We start from the raw sequence: 15026 nt of genomic DNA, 5'->3' as shown, positions 1-15026 counted from the left end.
ATGCGGGCTTGAAAATGCAACGGCGCCGGACCCTTGCTATAGTCGCGTACCTTAGCGTGCTTCGCCGGTTACGCGAGACGTCAGGTGGTGGAACCGTCCAGCGCCCCCATGTTGCGGGCCGCCGGCCCCGCAAGCCACCTGAACAAGACTCCTTGGGGTGGAACGATGTGGGCCTTCTTCGAACGTCTCCTCGACTCGTCCATGCTGTCCCCGCACGGCATCTGCCTGTTGTGGGAGCCTGAGCTGATCTGGCTTCACGTCGTTTCCGACGCCAGCATTGCCGCCGCCTATTTCTCGATCCCGTTCGCCCTCGCCATCCTCGTCACCAAGCGGCGCGACCTCAAGTTCGGCTGGGTCTACTGGGCGTTCGCGATCTTCATCATGGCGTGCGGCCTGACCCACGTGCTGTCGATCTATACGCTCTGGGTTCCGATCTACGGCATCGAGGGCATGCTCAAGGCCGCCACGGCGGTCGCGTCGGTCTTCACCGCCGCCGCGCTCTGGCCGCTGCTGCCGAAGATCCTCACGATCCCCTCGCCGTTCGAGCTGCGACAGGTCCAGGCCGCGCTCGAGGAGGAGGAAATCAAGAGCCGCGACGCCACGCTGCTGCTGCAGCAGGTCCGCGACGCCCAGCGCGCGATGCGCGAGAGCGTGGCGCGCCTCACCGCGATCGTCGAGACCGCGGTCGACGGCGTCATCCTGCTCGATGCGCAGGACCGCATCCTGCTGTTCAATCCGGCCTGCGAGCGCCTGTTCGGCTACCGTGCCGACGAGGTGATGAACCGCAATGTCGGCATGCTGATGCCCGAGGCGGATGCAGCATCCGAGCGCCAGGCGCGGCATTTCGCGACCGGCGGCGAGGCCGTCGGCCTGCGCAAGGACGGCACGACGTTTCCGATGGAGCTGTCGGTCGGCCGGGCGCGGCAGGACGGCGAATTGATCTTCGTCGGCATCGTCCACGACCTCACCGCGCGCAAGCTGACCGAGCAGCAGCTTCAGCAGGCGCAGAAGATGGAGACGGTCGGTCAGCTCTCCGGCGGCATCGCGCACGACTTCAACAATCTGCTGACCGTCATCATCGGCAATGCCGAGCACCTGAGCGAGCAGCTCAAGGCGAGGCCCGACCTCGGGCGCTTTGCCGACGACATCTGCCAATCGGGCGAACGGGGTGCCGAGCTGACGCAGCGCCTGCTCGCCTTCAGCCGCCGCCAATTGCTGCGGCCTCAGACGATCGATTGCCGGAGCCTGCTCGATTCCATGTTCAAGCTGCTCAAGCGCACCTTGCGCGAAGACATCGAGATCAGGACGACCTCCGGGCCCGGCACGATCCTGGCCTTTGCCGACCGCGCGCAGCTCGAATCCGCCGTGCTCAATGTCGCGCTCAACGCGCAGGATGCCATGCCATCGGGAGGCCACCTCACGCTGGCCACGGAGCTGATCACGATCGAGGATGATGACGGTGCCGTTCACCGGGAGGTCGCACCCGGCAGCTACGTCCTGATCGCGGTTACCGATGACGGCGAAGGCATGACGCCGGAGGTCGCCGCACGCGCGTTCGAGCCGTTCTTCACCACCAAGGAGGTCGGCAAGGGCTCGGGCCTCGGCCTCAGCATGGTCTATGGCTTTGCCAAGCAATCAGGCGGCCATGTCTCGATCTACAGCGAGGCTGGCCTTGGGACCACGGCCAGGATCTACCTGCCGCGCGCGAGCACCGGTAGGTCGCAAGCCGATCTTCCCGACGGCGAGGACACGGCGCCGCGAGGCTACGAGACGGTCCTGATCGTCGAGGACGATCCGTTCGTCCGCTCCTCCGTCATTCGCAGGGTGGAAGCGCTCGGATATCGCGTCGTCGCCGCGGTCAACGGCAAGGATGCCTTGCAGCAGCTGCAGGGCGATCCCGGCATCGACTTGCTGTTCACCGATATCGTGATGCCCGGCGGAATGAGCGGCTGGGAGCTCGCCGATCAGGCGCGGCGGGTGCGTCCCGGCGTGCCGGTCCTGTTCACCTCGGGCTACGCGCTGGAGACCCTGGTCGAGCAGGGCCGCGCGCAGGCGCGAGCGGTCGTGCTGACCAAGCCCTACCGCAAGGTCGAGCTCGCCCAGCGCCTGAGGGATGCATTGGCCGCCGCAGTGGTCCCATCCTAGCATCGCGCCCGAATGCACCTCGGATGATCCAGCAAGTTCGCTTGCTAAATCCAGCCGGTTTTGGCCTATTAGCCGGAAGAATACGCTTTCGGAGTGCCCGCGATGGTTCCTTTTTTCGTTCAGATCAAGTGCAAGCTCGGCCAGTCCTATACGGTGGCCAATGCGCTTGCCGAAGCCGAGATCGCCTCCGAGATCTACTCCACGGCCGGCCAATACGACCTCCTGGTGAAGTTCTACGTCGACAAGGATACCGACATCGGCCACTTCGTGAATGAGAAGGTGCAGGTGCTGCCGGGCATCCAGGACACTCTCACCATCATCACCTTCAAGGCGTTCGGCACCGGCTAAAGCATGATCCGGAAAAGTGCGAAGCGGTTTTCCGGAAAGATCATGCGTAAACAACAACCTAAAGCGCGATGATGATTCATCCCAATCTCATCGCGCTTTAGATCACGCGCAAAACAACGGCCGAAGCGCCGGCAGCGCTAGCCGCCCTCCTTGCGCTTGGGCGGTGTCGGTCCCTGCACCGGCGGCAGCGACTTCAGATAGGCGGCCATCGCGGCGCGGTCTTCCGCGGTAAGTTGCGCCAGATTCTTGATCACCGCCCGCATCGCGCCCGAAGCGCTGTCGCCCTCGGGCAGGTCGCCGGTCTCGAGAAAATCCGCGATATCCTTCTCGCTCCAGTTGCCGATGCCCTGCTGCGTGATGTTGGGCACCCAGCCCTCCCCTTCGGGATTGGGCCCACCGGCAAAGCGCTGGCTGGCGATGATGCCGCCGAGCGCATTGCGCGGGCTGTGGCATTCGGCGCAATGGCCGAAAGCGTTCACGAGATAGGCTCCGCGATTCCATTGCGGCGAGCGCGCGGCGTCCGCGACGAACGGCGCGGTGTCCATGAACAGCAGCTTCCAGATGCCGACATTGCGGCGGATGTTGAACGGAAACGGCAGCGCGTGGTCACCCACTGTGCCGGACACCGACGGAAGCGTCTTCAGATAGGCAAAGAGATCGCGGACGTCGTCGACACTGGCCAGATGATAGGACGTGTAGGGAAAGGCGGGGAAATAGTGCGTGCCCGTGGGCGAGATGCCGCGCATCACGGCGTTGACGAAATCGGCCTCGCTCCAGCGGCCGATCCCGTAGGCGGGATCGGGGGAAATATTGGGGACGTAGAACGTCCCGAACGGCGAGCCCAGCGCCAGCCCGCCGCCGAGCCGCAGGCGATCGGGCTGATTGGGGGTGGCATGACAGGACGAGCAGCCGCCGGCGTTGAACAGCTCCTGCCCGTTGGCGAGATCGGGGTTGCGTGTCGGCGCCGGCAAGGCCAGCACGGCCGGGGCGGTCAACCACCAATAGAGTGCGAACGCCGCGGCGACGGCGATCAGGGCGGCAAAGAGCGTTCGTCGCAACATTCGATCATTCCATCGTGAACGCGCGAACTTAAGGGTCATGCCGCGCTCGATCCAACCACGAATATTTTAGACGGCCCGGATGTAATGCCGGAATAAACCGCATGACGCACTGTTTGAAAAGCAATCAGGCGTCAACAGGAGAAAGCCATGACCAAAGCCGTTTTTGCCACACTGGTACTCGGAGCCGCCGTTGCGTTCGCCGCCCCGGCCAGCGCGGAGAAACTGAAGGCGACGCTGGACGGCAAATCCGAAGTCCCCGCCAACACCAGCAGCGCGACCGGAACGGCCGATCTGGACTACGACGCTGCCAGCAAGAAGCTGTCCTGGACCGTCACCTATTCCGGCCTCTCGGGCCCCGCCACCGCCGCGCATTTCCACGGGCCTGCCGAAGCCGGCAAGAACGCCGGCGTCGCGGTCCCGATCCCGAATGCAGCCTCGAGCCCGGTCAAGGGCGAAGCCACGCTCACCGACGCGCAGGCCGCCGATCTGCTCGGCGGCAAGTACTACATCAACATCCATACCGCGGCGAACCCGGCCGGCGAGATCCGCGGTCAGGTGACGAAGTAAAGCGAAAACGCGGGCTTCGTCGCGGAAAGGCCGGACGCAAGGAGGGAGCGTCCGGCCTTTTCGATTCCAAGCAACTTCGTAGCCCGGATGGAGCCAACGGTCGGCGCGAAGCGCCGCCCGTTGGTGCAATCCGGGAGCCCTGCGCGTTGCGGACGGGTCCCCGGATTTCGCTGCGCCCCATCCGGGCTACGACGCTACGACTCTGACCGTGCTCAAGCCGCGTTCAGCGCCTGCGCGAGGTCGGCGATCAGGTCCGACGGGTTCTCGATGCCGATCGACAGCCGGATCGTGGAATCGAGCACGCCGATCTTTTGGCGGATGTCGGCGGGAACGCCGGAATGGGTCATCGTCGCCGGCAGGCTTGCGAGCGATTCCGTGCCGCCAAGGCTCACCGCCAGCTTGAGGATCTGCAGCGCGTTGAGGAATTTCACCGCCGCCTCCTTGCCGCCGACGATGTCGAACGAGAACGTCGAGCCCGCGCCCAGGCATTGCCGCGCGAACACACGGCCGGACAGCGAGCCCTGCTCGTGGTGACCGAGGTAGTGCACCCTGGCGACCTTCGGATGGTCGCGCAGGAAGTCTGCCACGAGCCGCGCATTCGCATCGGCCTTCTCCATCCGCAGGCTGAGCGTCTCGAGCGAGCGATTGATCATCCAGCACGAATGCGGATCGAGCTGGGTGCCGATGGCGCCGCGCAGCGCCTTGATGCCTTTCATGATCGCCTTCGATCCGAGCGCGGCGCCCGCGATCAGGTCGGAATGACCGCCGACATACTTTGTCAGCGAATACAGCGACAGATCCGCGCCGTGCTCGATCGGCCGCTGAAACACCGGCCCGAGCAGCGTGTTGTCGCAGGCGATGACCGGCGTGTGTCCCTGGGCCCTGCCGATGGAAACGGCGATGCGGCGGATCATTGCGATGTCGACGAGGCCGTTGGTCGGATTGGCCGGCGTCTCGATCAGGATCATCGAAACCCGCCCCTTGCCCATGGCCTCCTCCGAGGCCTGCTTGACCGCCGTCTCGTCGATGCCGTCGGCAAAGCCGACGGCGTCGATCGACAGGCGCGCGAGCGTGTTCGTCAGCAGCGTCTCCGTCCCGCCATAGAGCGGCTGCGAGTGCAGGATGACATCGCCCGGGCGAACAAAGGCCAGAATCGTGGTTGCGATGGCCGCCATGCCGGACGAGAACAGCGCGCAACTCTCCGTGCGCTCGTAGATCGCGAGCCTGTCCTCGACGATCTCGCTATTGGGATGATTGAAGCGCGAATAGACCAGGCCGGCGCCCATGCCTTCCGGCGGCTCGCGCCGTCCGGCGACGTAGTCGAAGAAGTCCTGGCCATCCTCGGCGGTCTTGAACACGAAGGTGGAGGTCAGGAACACCGGCGGCTTGATGGCGCCCTCGGACAATTGCGGATCATAGCCATAGGTCAGCATCAGGGTTTCCGGATGCAGCATATGATTGCCGATATGGGTCTTGGAGGGGAATGGTTTTGCCATGGCCTGTCTCGCTGTTGATCGAGGTGCTCGCCGCGCGCTGGGAATCCCGACGTGAGGATGCCGGGAGGAGACTCGTGTGAGCGCACGGCCGTTGGCGCAAGGATAGCCGCTCTCGCGGCAATCCGTCAGGCCTTGCGGACGGAAGTTCCTGCGGGCCGCGGTCAAGAAAAAGGCGGTTGCTTTCGCAACCGCCCTTTCCGAAGTCCTTGGTAGCCCGTTAACTGCGCCCGCTATTTCAATTTCACGCGATAGGTTTCGTGACAATCATTGCAGCGGTCGTTGATCGCCGTGTAGGCCGCCTTCAGGCCCGCGACATTGGTGATCTTGCCTTTGACGTCGGCGATCGCCTTCTGCACCGGCGGGATCTTGGCATCGAAATCGGCCTTGTTCTGCCAGACCTTCGGCGACGAGCCGTAGGTCGCGTTGACGACATCCTGCTTGGGATTGATCTCGAAGGTCTTGGCGATCTTGGCAACATCGGCCTCGATGCTGGCGATGGCCTCATCGGCAGCCTTCTTGTCGAAGGGAATATCGCCCTTGCTCATCTTCTGAAGCACGCCATACTGATTCTTGGCGATCGCTCGCATCAGATTGTCCTGCTGGACGGCAATCTCCTGTTGCGCCATGACGGCGCCCGCGCCCAGCACGAGGGCGCCCGCGACAATCATCGTCCGTTTCATTGGTTCGTTTCTCCGGCTCTCGAGACGTTCGGGGAATGAGACTGTCACCGGCTTCTGGTGAAGCCGGGACCCATCATAGGTAGAACCCCGCGCGGCGCGTTTATTCCCGTGCGCGCGGGGGAGCGCGGCTTCACAAGCTGTGACGGCGGTGATGCTCGCTGATCGCAACCCACACCCGCTCGGGCGTTGCCGGCATGTCGATGTGGTCGATCTTGTACTCGCGCCAGAGCGCATCGACGATGGCGTTGACCACGGCCGGACAGGAGCCGATCGCGCCGGCCTCGCCGGCCCCCTTCACGCCCATCGGATTGGTCTTGCAGGGCACGTTGTGGGTCTCGAACACGAAGGCCGGCCCGTCCGCCGCGCGCGGCAGCGCATAGTCCATGAAGGTCGCGGTGATGAGCTGGCCGTCGGTCGGTCCATACACCACCTGCTCCATCAAGGCCTGGCCGATGCCCTGCATGGCGCCGCCATGCACCTGGCCGGCCAAGAGCAGCGGATTGAGCGTCTTGCCGAAATCGTCGACGATCACGTAGTTGACGATTTTGATGATGCCGGTCGCCGGATCGATCTCGACCTCCGCAACATGGGTGCCGTTGGGATAAGTGCCGTCGGCGCTGGCAAAGGTCGCGCTACCGTTCAGCTTCGATGGATCGACGCCGGGCCGCTTGGCCAGGTCGGCAAACGAGATCGAGCGGTCGGTGCCGGCGATCCGCACCACGCCTTCGGAGATTTCGAGGTCGCCCGCGCTGGCTTCCAGCGCCTGTGCCGCGATCTCCTTCAGCCTCGAACCGAGCTCGCGCGTGGCGCGCTCGACGCTGACGCCGCCGGAGGGGATCGAGGCCGAGCCGCCGGTGCCGAGGCCGGTCGCGATCTCGTCTGTGTCGCCCTGGCGAACATGCACGCGCTCGGGCGCCACGCCGAACTGTTCGGCGACGATCTGCGCATAGGCGGTCTGATGGCCCTGCCCGCTCGATTGCGTGCCGATCAGCACGGTGACGTCGCCATTGGCATCGAGGCGGACGTTGGCCGTCTCTTCACCCATCACGCCGCAAATCTCGACATAGCTCGCAAGCCCGATGCCGCGGATCAGGCCGCCCTTCTTGGCCGCCTTGGCGCGCTTGGGGAATTCCTTCCATTCCGCGATCTCCATCGCGCGCTTCAGGTGCGCGGCGAAGTCGCCGGAATCGTAGACCTTGCCGGTCGCGGTCTTGTAGGGCAGCGCCTTCGGAGGGATGAAATTCTTGCGGCGGATGGCATCCGGCGTCATGTCGAGCTTTCGCGCGCAGGCATCGACGAGGCGCTCGATGACATAGGCGGCTTCGGGCCGGCCCGCGCCGCGATAGGCGTCGACCGGCACGCTGTGGGTGAAGATCGTGCGCACCCGGCAATGGAAGGCCTGGATGTCGTAGAGGCCGGGCAGCATGCCGGCGCCGCCATGCGGGATGTAGGGCCCGAAGGTCGACAGATACGCGCCCATGTCGCCCATGAGGTCGCAATCCATCGCGAGGAACTTGCCGTCTTCAGCCAGCGCCATCTTGGCAGTGGTGACGTTGTCGCGGCCCTGCGCATCGCCCATGAAATGCTCGGAGCGGTCGGCCGCCCACTTCACCGCCTTCTTCAGTTTGCGCGCAGCGACGGCCATCAGGGCATATTCCCGATACGGAAACAGTTTTGTGCCGAACCCGCCGCCGACGTCGGGGCAGATCACCCGCATCTTGTCGGTGGGGATGTTGAGCACGTTCTGGCAGAGGATGTCGCGCAGACGGTGGCTGCCCTGGCTGCCGACCGTTAGCGTCAGATGGTCGCGCTTGGAATCGTATTCGCAGACGGCAGCGCGGGTCTCCAAGAAGCTTGCAACCACGCGCGGATTGACGATGGAGATCTCGGCGACGGCATGCGCTTTCGCGAAGGCAGCTTCCGTCGCCGCTTTGTCGCCGATCGAGACGTCGAACAGCACGTTGCCCGGCTTGTCCGGCCAGACCAAGGCTGCGCCTTTCTTCACGGCGTTGACGACGCCGGTCACCGCGGGCAGCGGCGACCATTTGACCTCGATCGCCTCGATCGCGTCGCGAGCCTGGTCGATGGTCTCGGCGACCACGAAGGCGATGGCGTCGCCGACATGGCGCACCTCGTCCTTGGCCAGGATCGGGTAAGGCGGGCCGGTGAACGGATCGGTCTCGAGGTTGAACAGGCAGGGCAGATTGCCGAGATCCCCGACGTCGTCGGCCGTCAGGATCAGCGCAACGCCCGGCAGGCCGCGGGCGCGGGTCGCATCGACGGTGTATTTGGCATGCGCATGCGGCGAGCGCAGCACCAGGCAGCGGAGCGCGGCCTGCGGCGCGTAATCGTCGGTATAGCGGCCCTTGCCGCGGATGAGCGCATCATCCTCCTTGCGCAGCACGCTTTGGCCAACGCCGAACTTGATGGGAGCCGCCATTTTATCTTCCCGTTCTCATGGTTGTTTTGTGGGCATATTGCCGTGGAAAAACTGGCAACGCAAACGGGTTTAGGCGGGCGCAGGGGTCGCAGGTTCAATCGCGCCACGCGTGCCTCACTGGAATGCTCGGCAAGGTCCCAGCGTGATCGTGTGACGTTGACGGCGAGAGCCAAGCGCTCCCACTTAGCTGTTCTCGTGCTCACCACGAGCTTCAAATAGCTGATGAGCATCGGAGGCCGTGAGCGTCAGCCCGTACAAATCTTTCAGCGTCGAAATGCGTTGCAGCGTCGCAGGCTCGAACGGAGTCTTGCCTTCGAACGAATGCAGGAGAACGCCCTCCAGCAAATCACCGAGGCTCATATCCAGGTATTCGGCGAGGCCCTTCGCGACCTTGAGAATGCGCTTCTCGATCCGAACTCCCGTCTGTACGCGTTGGACTGAATGTTTGTGAGCTTCTGAGTTCATAATGTGTGACCTCGATCGGAAGGCGGGGGTTTAGTCGCATCATGCCATTGCCGGACTTGCTCGGGCATCGGTCTCCAGCCCTGCAACTCACGTCCTCAGAGACCAGGTGAATCTTGGATTCGTTCGGACGCCTGCGGGGTCGACGGTCTGATCGCGGAACGATTGTTGTCACACAGACAGAGCCTGGGCGGCCGAGTTGACCGATCCCAATTTGCCTTTCCCGTTCTAGAATGTTACCTTGGTACCAAGGTAACATAGGACGCCGCCATGAGCAACAGACGTAGCTGCACGGATGCTGCAGAGGTCACCGAACTGAGCGAGGGCTTCCTCGCGCATACACTTCCGGGGGCACGTTTCAGCCATCGTGAACATCTGATCGTGACGAGCTACTTGCTCGCCACTGATCCGGCTCGGGACTGGCGGGTCGAACTCCCCGAGATGATCCGCGCCTACAATGTTGCCGCTGGCGGCGTGAACGACGATGTGCGTGGCTATCACCACACGATTACGATGGCTTTCTTGATGATCATCGAAGGAATTCTTGCGGAGGTCGGCCGCCGCGACATTGTCGCCGCCTGCAACGCGGTGCTTGCGTCCCCGGCAACCGAAAAGGATGTACTGTTGCGTTTCTGGAGCCGCGAAGCGCTGTTCTCGCGGGAGGCGCGGCACGGCTGGATTGAGCCAGACCTTGCCGAGTTCAACCCGCGCGCGTCAGGTCATATGCCAGCGTGAGGATCGTCGATTACTCACATCCCGCGGCTCAACAGATACCTCGTACTATCTCTGAGCGCATCGATCGCCCGCCCAGGTGCGAGATAGTTGATCTCGGCGCGCGTCAGGCCGATGTCGGTCAGCTCCCTGTCGCTCAGATCCATCAAACTGACCCGCGGGTGCAGGCGCCACGTCCCAAAAGCAGACCAATATCGCTTGAGCAGGCCCAGGAGACTTTGCGCCGGCGCGGCTGCGGCAGCTTCTCTCCCCGACAAGGCTTGGCCCGGCGTTTCAACGGACACGTTGAGACGAGCCGCTGCCGCCAGAACCTCGTCCATGGCCTGCTTCGCGAGCGCAATGGATTGGTCGAGGCGAAGCACCGCCGCATCGTGCTCGGCCTCGGTTGAAATGCTGGTCAGTTGTGGTGGCATCGGACGCTCCTGCTGTTGAGCCGGCAGGGAGCGTGGCCAAACAAAAGGCCCCGTCCGATGCCGGCGGGGCCTGGTGGAAAAGATGTCGTCGAAATCCTAGCGCACGACTCCTCCCACCGCCCAGCCGAAGCGGGTGATGTGATTGCGGGAGACTTTGCGCGAGCATTTGATCATGAGCGACTCCTACCACCGCAATCGCGCAAAATCAAGAGATGTGCCGATGTTGGCTGCAGCTTGGAGGCGAATGCCGTGCTCTCTAACCCCGCACCAGCGAGACCAGCCACTTGCGTCCGAACAATACGAGGATCGCGAGCGCGTAGACGATCGTGCCGCCGACGGCGAGCAGGATCAGTATCAATTCATCCCGGAAGTGCATCGCGCCCAGCCAAGGGCTGCTGAAGTGCGCAATCAGCCAGAACGCGGCGGCGAGGATGAGGCCGCTTAGCAAGAACTTGGCGAGCGACAGCAGCCAGGCGCGGTCGAGCACGAGAAAGCCGCGCCGCACGGCGAAGAACAGCACCAGCAAGAGATTGGTCCAGACGCCGACGGCGGTCGCCAGCGCGAGGCCGATCTGGGCGAGTGATCCCATCAAGGCGACCTTCAGCGCGACATTGACCGCGATGCCGGTCAGCGACGCGCGGACCGGCGTTGCAGTGTCCTTGCGGGCATAGAAGGTCGCGACCGCACTGCGGATCAGCACGAACGGGATGAGGCCGATGGCATAGGCCGCGAGCGTCGCACCGGCGGCGGCGGCATCGGCCTTGGAGAACGCACCGCGGGCGAACAGTGCGCGCATGATCGCATCGGGCACGGTGAGGAAGGCCGCGACGAACGGGATCGAGAACAGCAGCGTGAAATCGAAGGCACGGCGCTGCGCGCTCAGTGCGCCGTCGTGGTCGTTTGCGGTGATCCGCCGCGACATCTCCGGCAGCAGCACCGTGCCGATGGCGATGCCGATGACGCCGATCGGGAGCTGGTTGAGCCGGTCGGCGTAATAGAGCGCGGACAACGCGCCGGCGGGCAGGAAGGTCGCGATGATGGTGTCGGCGAACAGCGCCACCTGCGTGCCCATCGAGCCCAATGTTGCCGGCCCCAGTGCCTTGAAGAAGCCGCGGACATCTTCGTCGAGCTTGAGCGGCGCAAAGCGCGGCAGGCCGCCATGGCGGGCGAGATCGCCTGCGAGCAGGAAATATTGCAGGAAGCCGGAGATCAGCACGCCCCAGGCCGCGGCATGGCCCGCGGTCGGAAACCAGACGGCAACCGCCAGCGTCATCATCATGGCGACGTTGAGGAAGATCGAGGCGGCCGCGGCGCTGGCAAAGCGCTGCATCACGTTGAGCATGCCGCCATAGAGCGTCACCAGCGTGATCAAGAGCAGATAGGGAAAGGTGATCCGGGTCAGCTCGATCGCGAGCTTGCGCTGCTCGGCATCCTCGGAGAAGCCCGGCGCCAGGATGCTCATGGCCTGGGGCATGAACAGCCAGGCGGCGATCAGCAGCATCACCTGCGAGGCCAGGAGCAGCGTGAAGATGCGGTCGGCGAATAGCTTTGCCGCCGCCTCCCCCTTCTCGCCATGGACATGCGCATAGGCCGGCACCCAGGCGGCATTGAAGGCGCCCTCGGCGAAGATCGCGCGGAAATGGTTGGGCAGCCGCAGCGCCACGAAAAAGGCATCCGCCACCGGACCGGCGCCGAGGATTGCCGCGAGCATGATGTCGCGGGCAAACCCCGTCAGCCGCGACAGCAGCGTGTAACCACCGACCGTGAAGATGCGTCCGAGCATGCGGATTGTTGTAGAGACTTATCGGACGGAGGTCGATGCATCTTGCGATGCGCATTACTGCGCCCTCTCCCCTTGCGGGAGAGGGCAGCACCGCAGGCAGATACAGACTCAATCGGGTGAGGGGTATCTCTCAGCGCATGCCGTACGGAGAGAGGCCCCTCACCCGGCTTCGCTTCGCGAAGCCAACCTCTCCCGCAAGGGGAGAGGGAAGAACTCAGCCCGCCAGCGCGCCGCGGACGCCGGCGATGATTCGCTCCTGATCGGCCTCGGTCAAATAGGCATGCATCGGCAGGCTGATGACGTCCTGCGACAGGCTCTCGCAACCCGGCAATCCGCCCTCGGCAACGGGATACTGCTTGTAGGCGGTCTGCTGGTGCATCGACTTGCCGTAATAGATCGCGGTCGGCACGCCCTGGGCTTTTAGCGCGGCAGCGAAGCCGTCGCGGTCGATGCCCTTGGGAAGACGAATGGTGTACTGCGCCCAGACTGAGGTATTGCCCGGCGCGATGCGCGGCACGGTGACCACGTTGGACAGGCCGCGCGCATAGCGCTCCGCGACCCTGTTGCGGGCGGCGATCTCGTCATCGAAGATCTTCAGCTTCTCGATCAGGACCGCGGCCTGCATGGTGTCGAGCCGGCCGGTGAGGCCGAGGCGGACGTTGTCGTATTTGTCGACGCCCTGCCCGTGCACGCGGATGCTGCGCAAGGTGGCGGCGAGCTCGTCGTCATCGGTGAAGATGGCGCCGCCGTCGCCGAAGCAGCCGAGCGGCTTTGCCGGGAAGAAGCTGGTCGCAGTGGCGTGGCCGAAGGTGCCGAGCTTGCGGCCCTTGTAGCTCGCGCCAAAGCCTTGCGCGGCGTCGTCGAGCACGAACAGGCCTTCGGCCCTGGCGATCTCGGCGATGGCGTCGTGATCGGCGGGCTGGCCGAACAAATCGACCGGAATCACCGCGACGGGCTTGAGACCGGCCTTGCGGGCGGTGGCGATGCCGCGCTTGAGCGATTCCGGGCTCATGTTGAAGGTGGTCTCGTCGACGTCGACATAGACCGGCGTCGCACCGGTCCGCGCCACCGGCGAAGCGGTCGCGATGAAGGTGAAGGACGGACACAGCACGGCATCGCCGGGCCCGACATTCCTGGCCATCATCACCATCAGGATGGCGTCGGTGCCGCTGGCGCAGCCGATCACGTGCTTGGCGCCTGAGTAGGCCGCAAGCTGCTTCTCGAGCTCGAAGACCTCCGGCCCGTTGACGAACTGGCAATGGTCCATCACGCGCTTCACGGCGGCATCGAGCGAGGCGCCGAGCCGGCGGCGCTGCGAGGCGACGTCGATGAAGGGAATGGGTTCGGAACGCAAGTGCTGGTTCATGACGCCTTGTGACGTTTGAGCGGTCGACATGGAAGGGATCAGCCGGCGACGCGGCGCGGCCCCTTGCGCGCGGGTGACGTCGCCGCAGGACGCGAGGGCCTCTCCAGGCATTGCGTGGCGATCTCGAGGCTGGCGACGCCCTCGTCGCCCGTCACTGCCGGCGTCTCGCCGTTGCGCACCGCCTTGAGGAACGCGATCAGCTCGGCGCGAAGCGGCTCGTCATGGCCGACCGGCAGATGCCGCATCGAGTAGCTGCCGTCCGGCTTGAAGCCGAAGCATTCGGTGACTTGGCGCGTCAAGAGATCGCCCATCACGTATTTGCCGCGCGTTGCGACCGTGACGCTGCGCGCCTTGAACGGCGTCAGCCAGTTGGTGTTGATGTGGGCGAGCACGCCGCTCTCGGTGCGGAACTGCAAGAGCGCGATGTCCTCGCGCTCGGCGACCGCGCTCGACAATTGCGGCTGCACCTCGACGATGTCGGATTCGGTGAACCAGCGGATCAAATCGATGTCGTGCACGGCAAGGTCGATGACGACGCCGACATTGGACATGCGCGGCGGGAACGGGCCGACGCGGGTGATCGCGATGGAGAGAATGTCCTCGCCCGCGATCGCCTGCTTAACCGCGGCGACCGCCGGATTGAAGCGCTCGACATGGCCGATCATCAGCGTGACGCCCGCCTTGTGCGCGGCGGCGACGATCTCGCGGCCCTCTTCCACCGTGGATGCGATCGGCTTTTCGACCAGCACATGGATGTTCTTGGCGATGCATGCGAGCGCGACCTCGTGATGCAGATGGGTCGGTGCCGCGATGGTGACGGCATCGACGCCTTCGGCGAACAGCTGGTCAAGCGTCTCGAAGCTTTCGCAATTGGCGAGCTCCGTGGCCCGCGCACGATGTGCCGGCGAGGGATCGACGACGCCGACGAGGCTGACGCCGGGCAGGCCGCTGAGCACGCGCGCATGGTTGCTGCCCATCACCCCGGCGCCAATGACACCGACGCGCAAGCCGGCCTGTGCCGGTGCAGATCCCCTGGAAGTCATCTGAGCAAACCCCGATTCAACGCAAATCCCCGGGCCGCTTCTAGCACGGACGCCACATTTGTGGCGAATGCCGCCCTGGCGGGCCGGACACGATTTGATTCAAAAAGTTACACGTTCCCCGGGCCTTAGGCCGAAAAGGATACCGCTTCTCGGCCCGGGTCGCGTGATTCGGAGTTTGCTGGTTACGACCTTTGATAGTCGTCTTCAATCCGGATGATGTCGTCTTCCCCCAGATAGCTTCCAGTCTGGACCTCGATCAGCTCCAGCTGGATCTTGCCGGGATTCTCCATCCGGTGGACGGCGCCCATCGGGATGTAGATCGACTCGTTCTCATGCACCGTCTTCACCGTCTCGTTGACGGTCACCTGCGCCGTGCCGCGGACCACGATCCAGTGCTCGGCACGATGATGGTGCTTCTGCAGCGACAGCCGCCCGCCCGGCTTCACCACGATGCGCTTGACCTGGTGGCGCTCGCCATTGTCGACGGATT

General features: G+C 64.4%; 14 protein-coding genes. 4 read left to right on the top strand and 10 right to left on the bottom strand.

What is annotated here, in order from left to right; translation table 11 throughout:
- The first annotated feature begins 201 nt into the window (after positions 1-201).
- Together I6F12_RS35430 and I6F12_RS35425 are read left to right on the top strand one after the other, a co-directional pair.
- The gene (locus I6F12_RS35430) at positions 202-2145 is read left to right on the top strand and encodes a PAS domain-containing sensor histidine kinase (RefSeq protein WP_225158405.1); all 1944 of its coding nucleotides are present in this window, start codon (positions 202-204) and stop codon (positions 2143-2145) included.
- Between the two features lie 102 nt (positions 2146-2247).
- Positions 2248-2493 (top strand): Lrp/AsnC family transcriptional regulator, encoded by a 246-nt coding sequence (locus tag I6F12_RS35425; protein WP_018642903.1) that lies wholly within the window; start codon positions 2248-2250, stop codon positions 2491-2493.
- A 137-nt stretch (positions 2494-2630) separates the two neighbouring features.
- Here the strand turns inward: I6F12_RS35425 and I6F12_RS35420 are convergent, their stop codons facing one another.
- Positions 2631-3554 carry a cytochrome c gene (locus I6F12_RS35420; protein ID WP_225158404.1) on the bottom strand — a complete coding sequence of 308 codons (924 nt, stop codon included), beginning with the start codon at positions 3552-3554 and terminating at the stop codon, positions 2631-2633.
- Positions 3555-3701: 147 nt separating this feature from the next.
- Here I6F12_RS35420 and I6F12_RS35415 point away from each other — a divergent pair, with 147 nt between their 5' ends.
- Complete coding sequence (locus tag I6F12_RS35415) at positions 3702-4121, top strand: CHRD domain-containing protein (RefSeq protein WP_036015536.1); 420 nt, start codon at positions 3702-3704, stop codon at positions 4119-4121.
- Between the two features lie 212 nt (positions 4122-4333).
- On the opposite strand, the gene I6F12_RS35410 is transcribed toward I6F12_RS35415, so the two are convergent.
- From I6F12_RS35410 to I6F12_RS35395, 4 genes are all read right to left on the bottom strand, one after another.
- Positions 4334-5617, bottom strand: coding sequence for a cystathionine gamma-synthase family protein (locus tag I6F12_RS35410; protein ID WP_225158403.1), 1284 nt, complete (start codon positions 5615-5617; stop codon positions 4334-4336).
- Between the two features lie 230 nt (positions 5618-5847).
- A complete protein-coding gene (locus I6F12_RS35405; protein WP_109143141.1) occupies positions 5848-6297 on the bottom strand; it encodes a cytochrome c in 450 nt (149 codons plus the stop codon).
- A 130-nt stretch (positions 6298-6427) separates the two neighbouring features.
- Positions 6428-8737, bottom strand: a complete 2310-nt coding sequence (locus tag I6F12_RS35400; protein WP_225114174.1) for a xanthine dehydrogenase family protein molybdopterin-binding subunit — start codon at positions 8735-8737, stop codon at positions 6428-6430.
- Between the two features lie 183 nt (positions 8738-8920).
- Entirely contained in the window at positions 8921-9202 is a 282-nt protein-coding gene (locus I6F12_RS35395) for a hypothetical protein (RefSeq protein ID WP_036015526.1), read from the bottom strand.
- Positions 9203-9469: 267 nt separating this feature from the next.
- On the opposite strand from I6F12_RS35395, the gene I6F12_RS35390 reads away from it, so the two are divergent.
- Positions 9470-9934 carry a hypothetical protein gene (locus tag I6F12_RS35390; protein WP_225158402.1) on the top strand — a complete coding sequence of 155 codons (465 nt, stop codon included), beginning with the start codon at positions 9470-9472 and terminating at the stop codon, positions 9932-9934.
- 14 nt (positions 9935-9948) lie between these two features.
- Here I6F12_RS35390 and I6F12_RS35385 read toward each other — a convergent pair whose 3' ends face one another.
- The 5 genes from I6F12_RS35385 to I6F12_RS35365 all read right to left on the bottom strand — a co-directional run.
- Complete coding sequence (locus I6F12_RS35385; RefSeq protein ID WP_225158401.1) at positions 9949-10344, bottom strand: DUF1127 domain-containing protein; 396 nt, start codon at positions 10342-10344, stop codon at positions 9949-9951.
- Between the two features lie 256 nt (positions 10345-10600).
- Entirely contained in the window at positions 10601-12127 is a 1527-nt protein-coding gene (gene murJ, locus I6F12_RS35380) for a murein biosynthesis integral membrane protein MurJ (RefSeq protein WP_225158400.1), read from the bottom strand.
- Positions 12128-12341: 214 nt separating this feature from the next.
- Entirely contained in the window at positions 12342-13493 is a 1152-nt protein-coding gene (locus I6F12_RS35375; RefSeq protein ID WP_225158422.1) for a DegT/DnrJ/EryC1/StrS family aminotransferase, read from the bottom strand.
- A 38-nt stretch (positions 13494-13531) separates the two neighbouring features.
- Positions 13532-14536, bottom strand: a complete 1005-nt coding sequence (locus I6F12_RS35370; protein WP_225158399.1) for a Gfo/Idh/MocA family oxidoreductase — start codon at positions 14534-14536, stop codon at positions 13532-13534.
- Between the two features lie 182 nt (positions 14537-14718).
- Positions 14719-15026, bottom strand: a 308-nt coding sequence (locus I6F12_RS35365) for a cupin domain-containing protein (protein ID WP_225158398.1), incomplete at its 5' end; no start/stop codon positions are given.

The sequence above is a fragment of the Bradyrhizobium sp. IC4059 genome (assembly GCF_020193615.1).
GTDB lineage: Bacteria > Pseudomonadota > Alphaproteobacteria > Rhizobiales > Xanthobacteraceae > Bradyrhizobium > Bradyrhizobium yuanmingense.
Note: the sequence above shows the minus strand (reverse complement) of the source record. Positions and strands in the feature narration are given on the sequence as shown.

Coding starts and splice junctions, on each gene's coding strand:
- I6F12_RS35390 (WP_225158402.1), top strand. CDS start 9,470: ATGAGCAACAGACGTAGCTGCACGGATGCTGCAGAGGTCACCGAACTG.
- I6F12_RS35415 (WP_036015536.1), top strand. CDS start 3,702: ATGACCAAAGCCGTTTTTGCCACACTGGTACTCGGAGCCGCCGTTGCG.
- I6F12_RS35410 (WP_225158403.1), bottom strand. CDS start 5,617: ATGGCAAAACCATTCCCCTCCAAGACCCATATCGGCAATCATATGCTG.
- I6F12_RS35385 (WP_225158401.1), bottom strand. CDS start 10,344: ATGCCACCACAACTGACCAGCATTTCAACCGAGGCCGAGCACGATGCG.
- I6F12_RS35425 (WP_018642903.1), top strand. CDS start 2,248: ATGGTTCCTTTTTTCGTTCAGATCAAGTGCAAGCTCGGCCAGTCCTAT.
- I6F12_RS35395 (WP_036015526.1), bottom strand. CDS start 9,202: ATGAACTCAGAAGCTCACAAACATTCAGTCCAACGCGTACAGACGGGA.
- I6F12_RS35375 (WP_225158422.1), bottom strand. CDS start 13,493: ATGAACCAGCACTTGCGTTCCGAACCCATTCCCTTCATCGACGTCGCC.
- I6F12_RS35405 (WP_109143141.1), bottom strand. CDS start 6,297: ATGAAACGGACGATGATTGTCGCGGGCGCCCTCGTGCTGGGCGCGGGC.
- I6F12_RS35420 (WP_225158404.1), bottom strand. CDS start 3,554: ATGTTGCGACGAACGCTCTTTGCCGCCCTGATCGCCGTCGCCGCGGCG.
- I6F12_RS35430 (WP_225158405.1), top strand. CDS start 202: ATGCTGTCCCCGCACGGCATCTGCCTGTTGTGGGAGCCTGAGCTGATC.
- murJ (WP_225158400.1), bottom strand. CDS start 12,127: ATGCTCGGACGCATCTTCACGGTCGGTGGTTACACGCTGCTGTCGCGG.
- I6F12_RS35400 (WP_225114174.1), bottom strand. CDS start 8,737: ATGGCGGCTCCCATCAAGTTCGGCGTTGGCCAAAGCGTGCTGCGCAAG.
- I6F12_RS35370 (WP_225158399.1), bottom strand. CDS start 14,536: ATGACTTCCAGGGGATCTGCACCGGCACAGGCCGGCTTGCGCGTCGGT.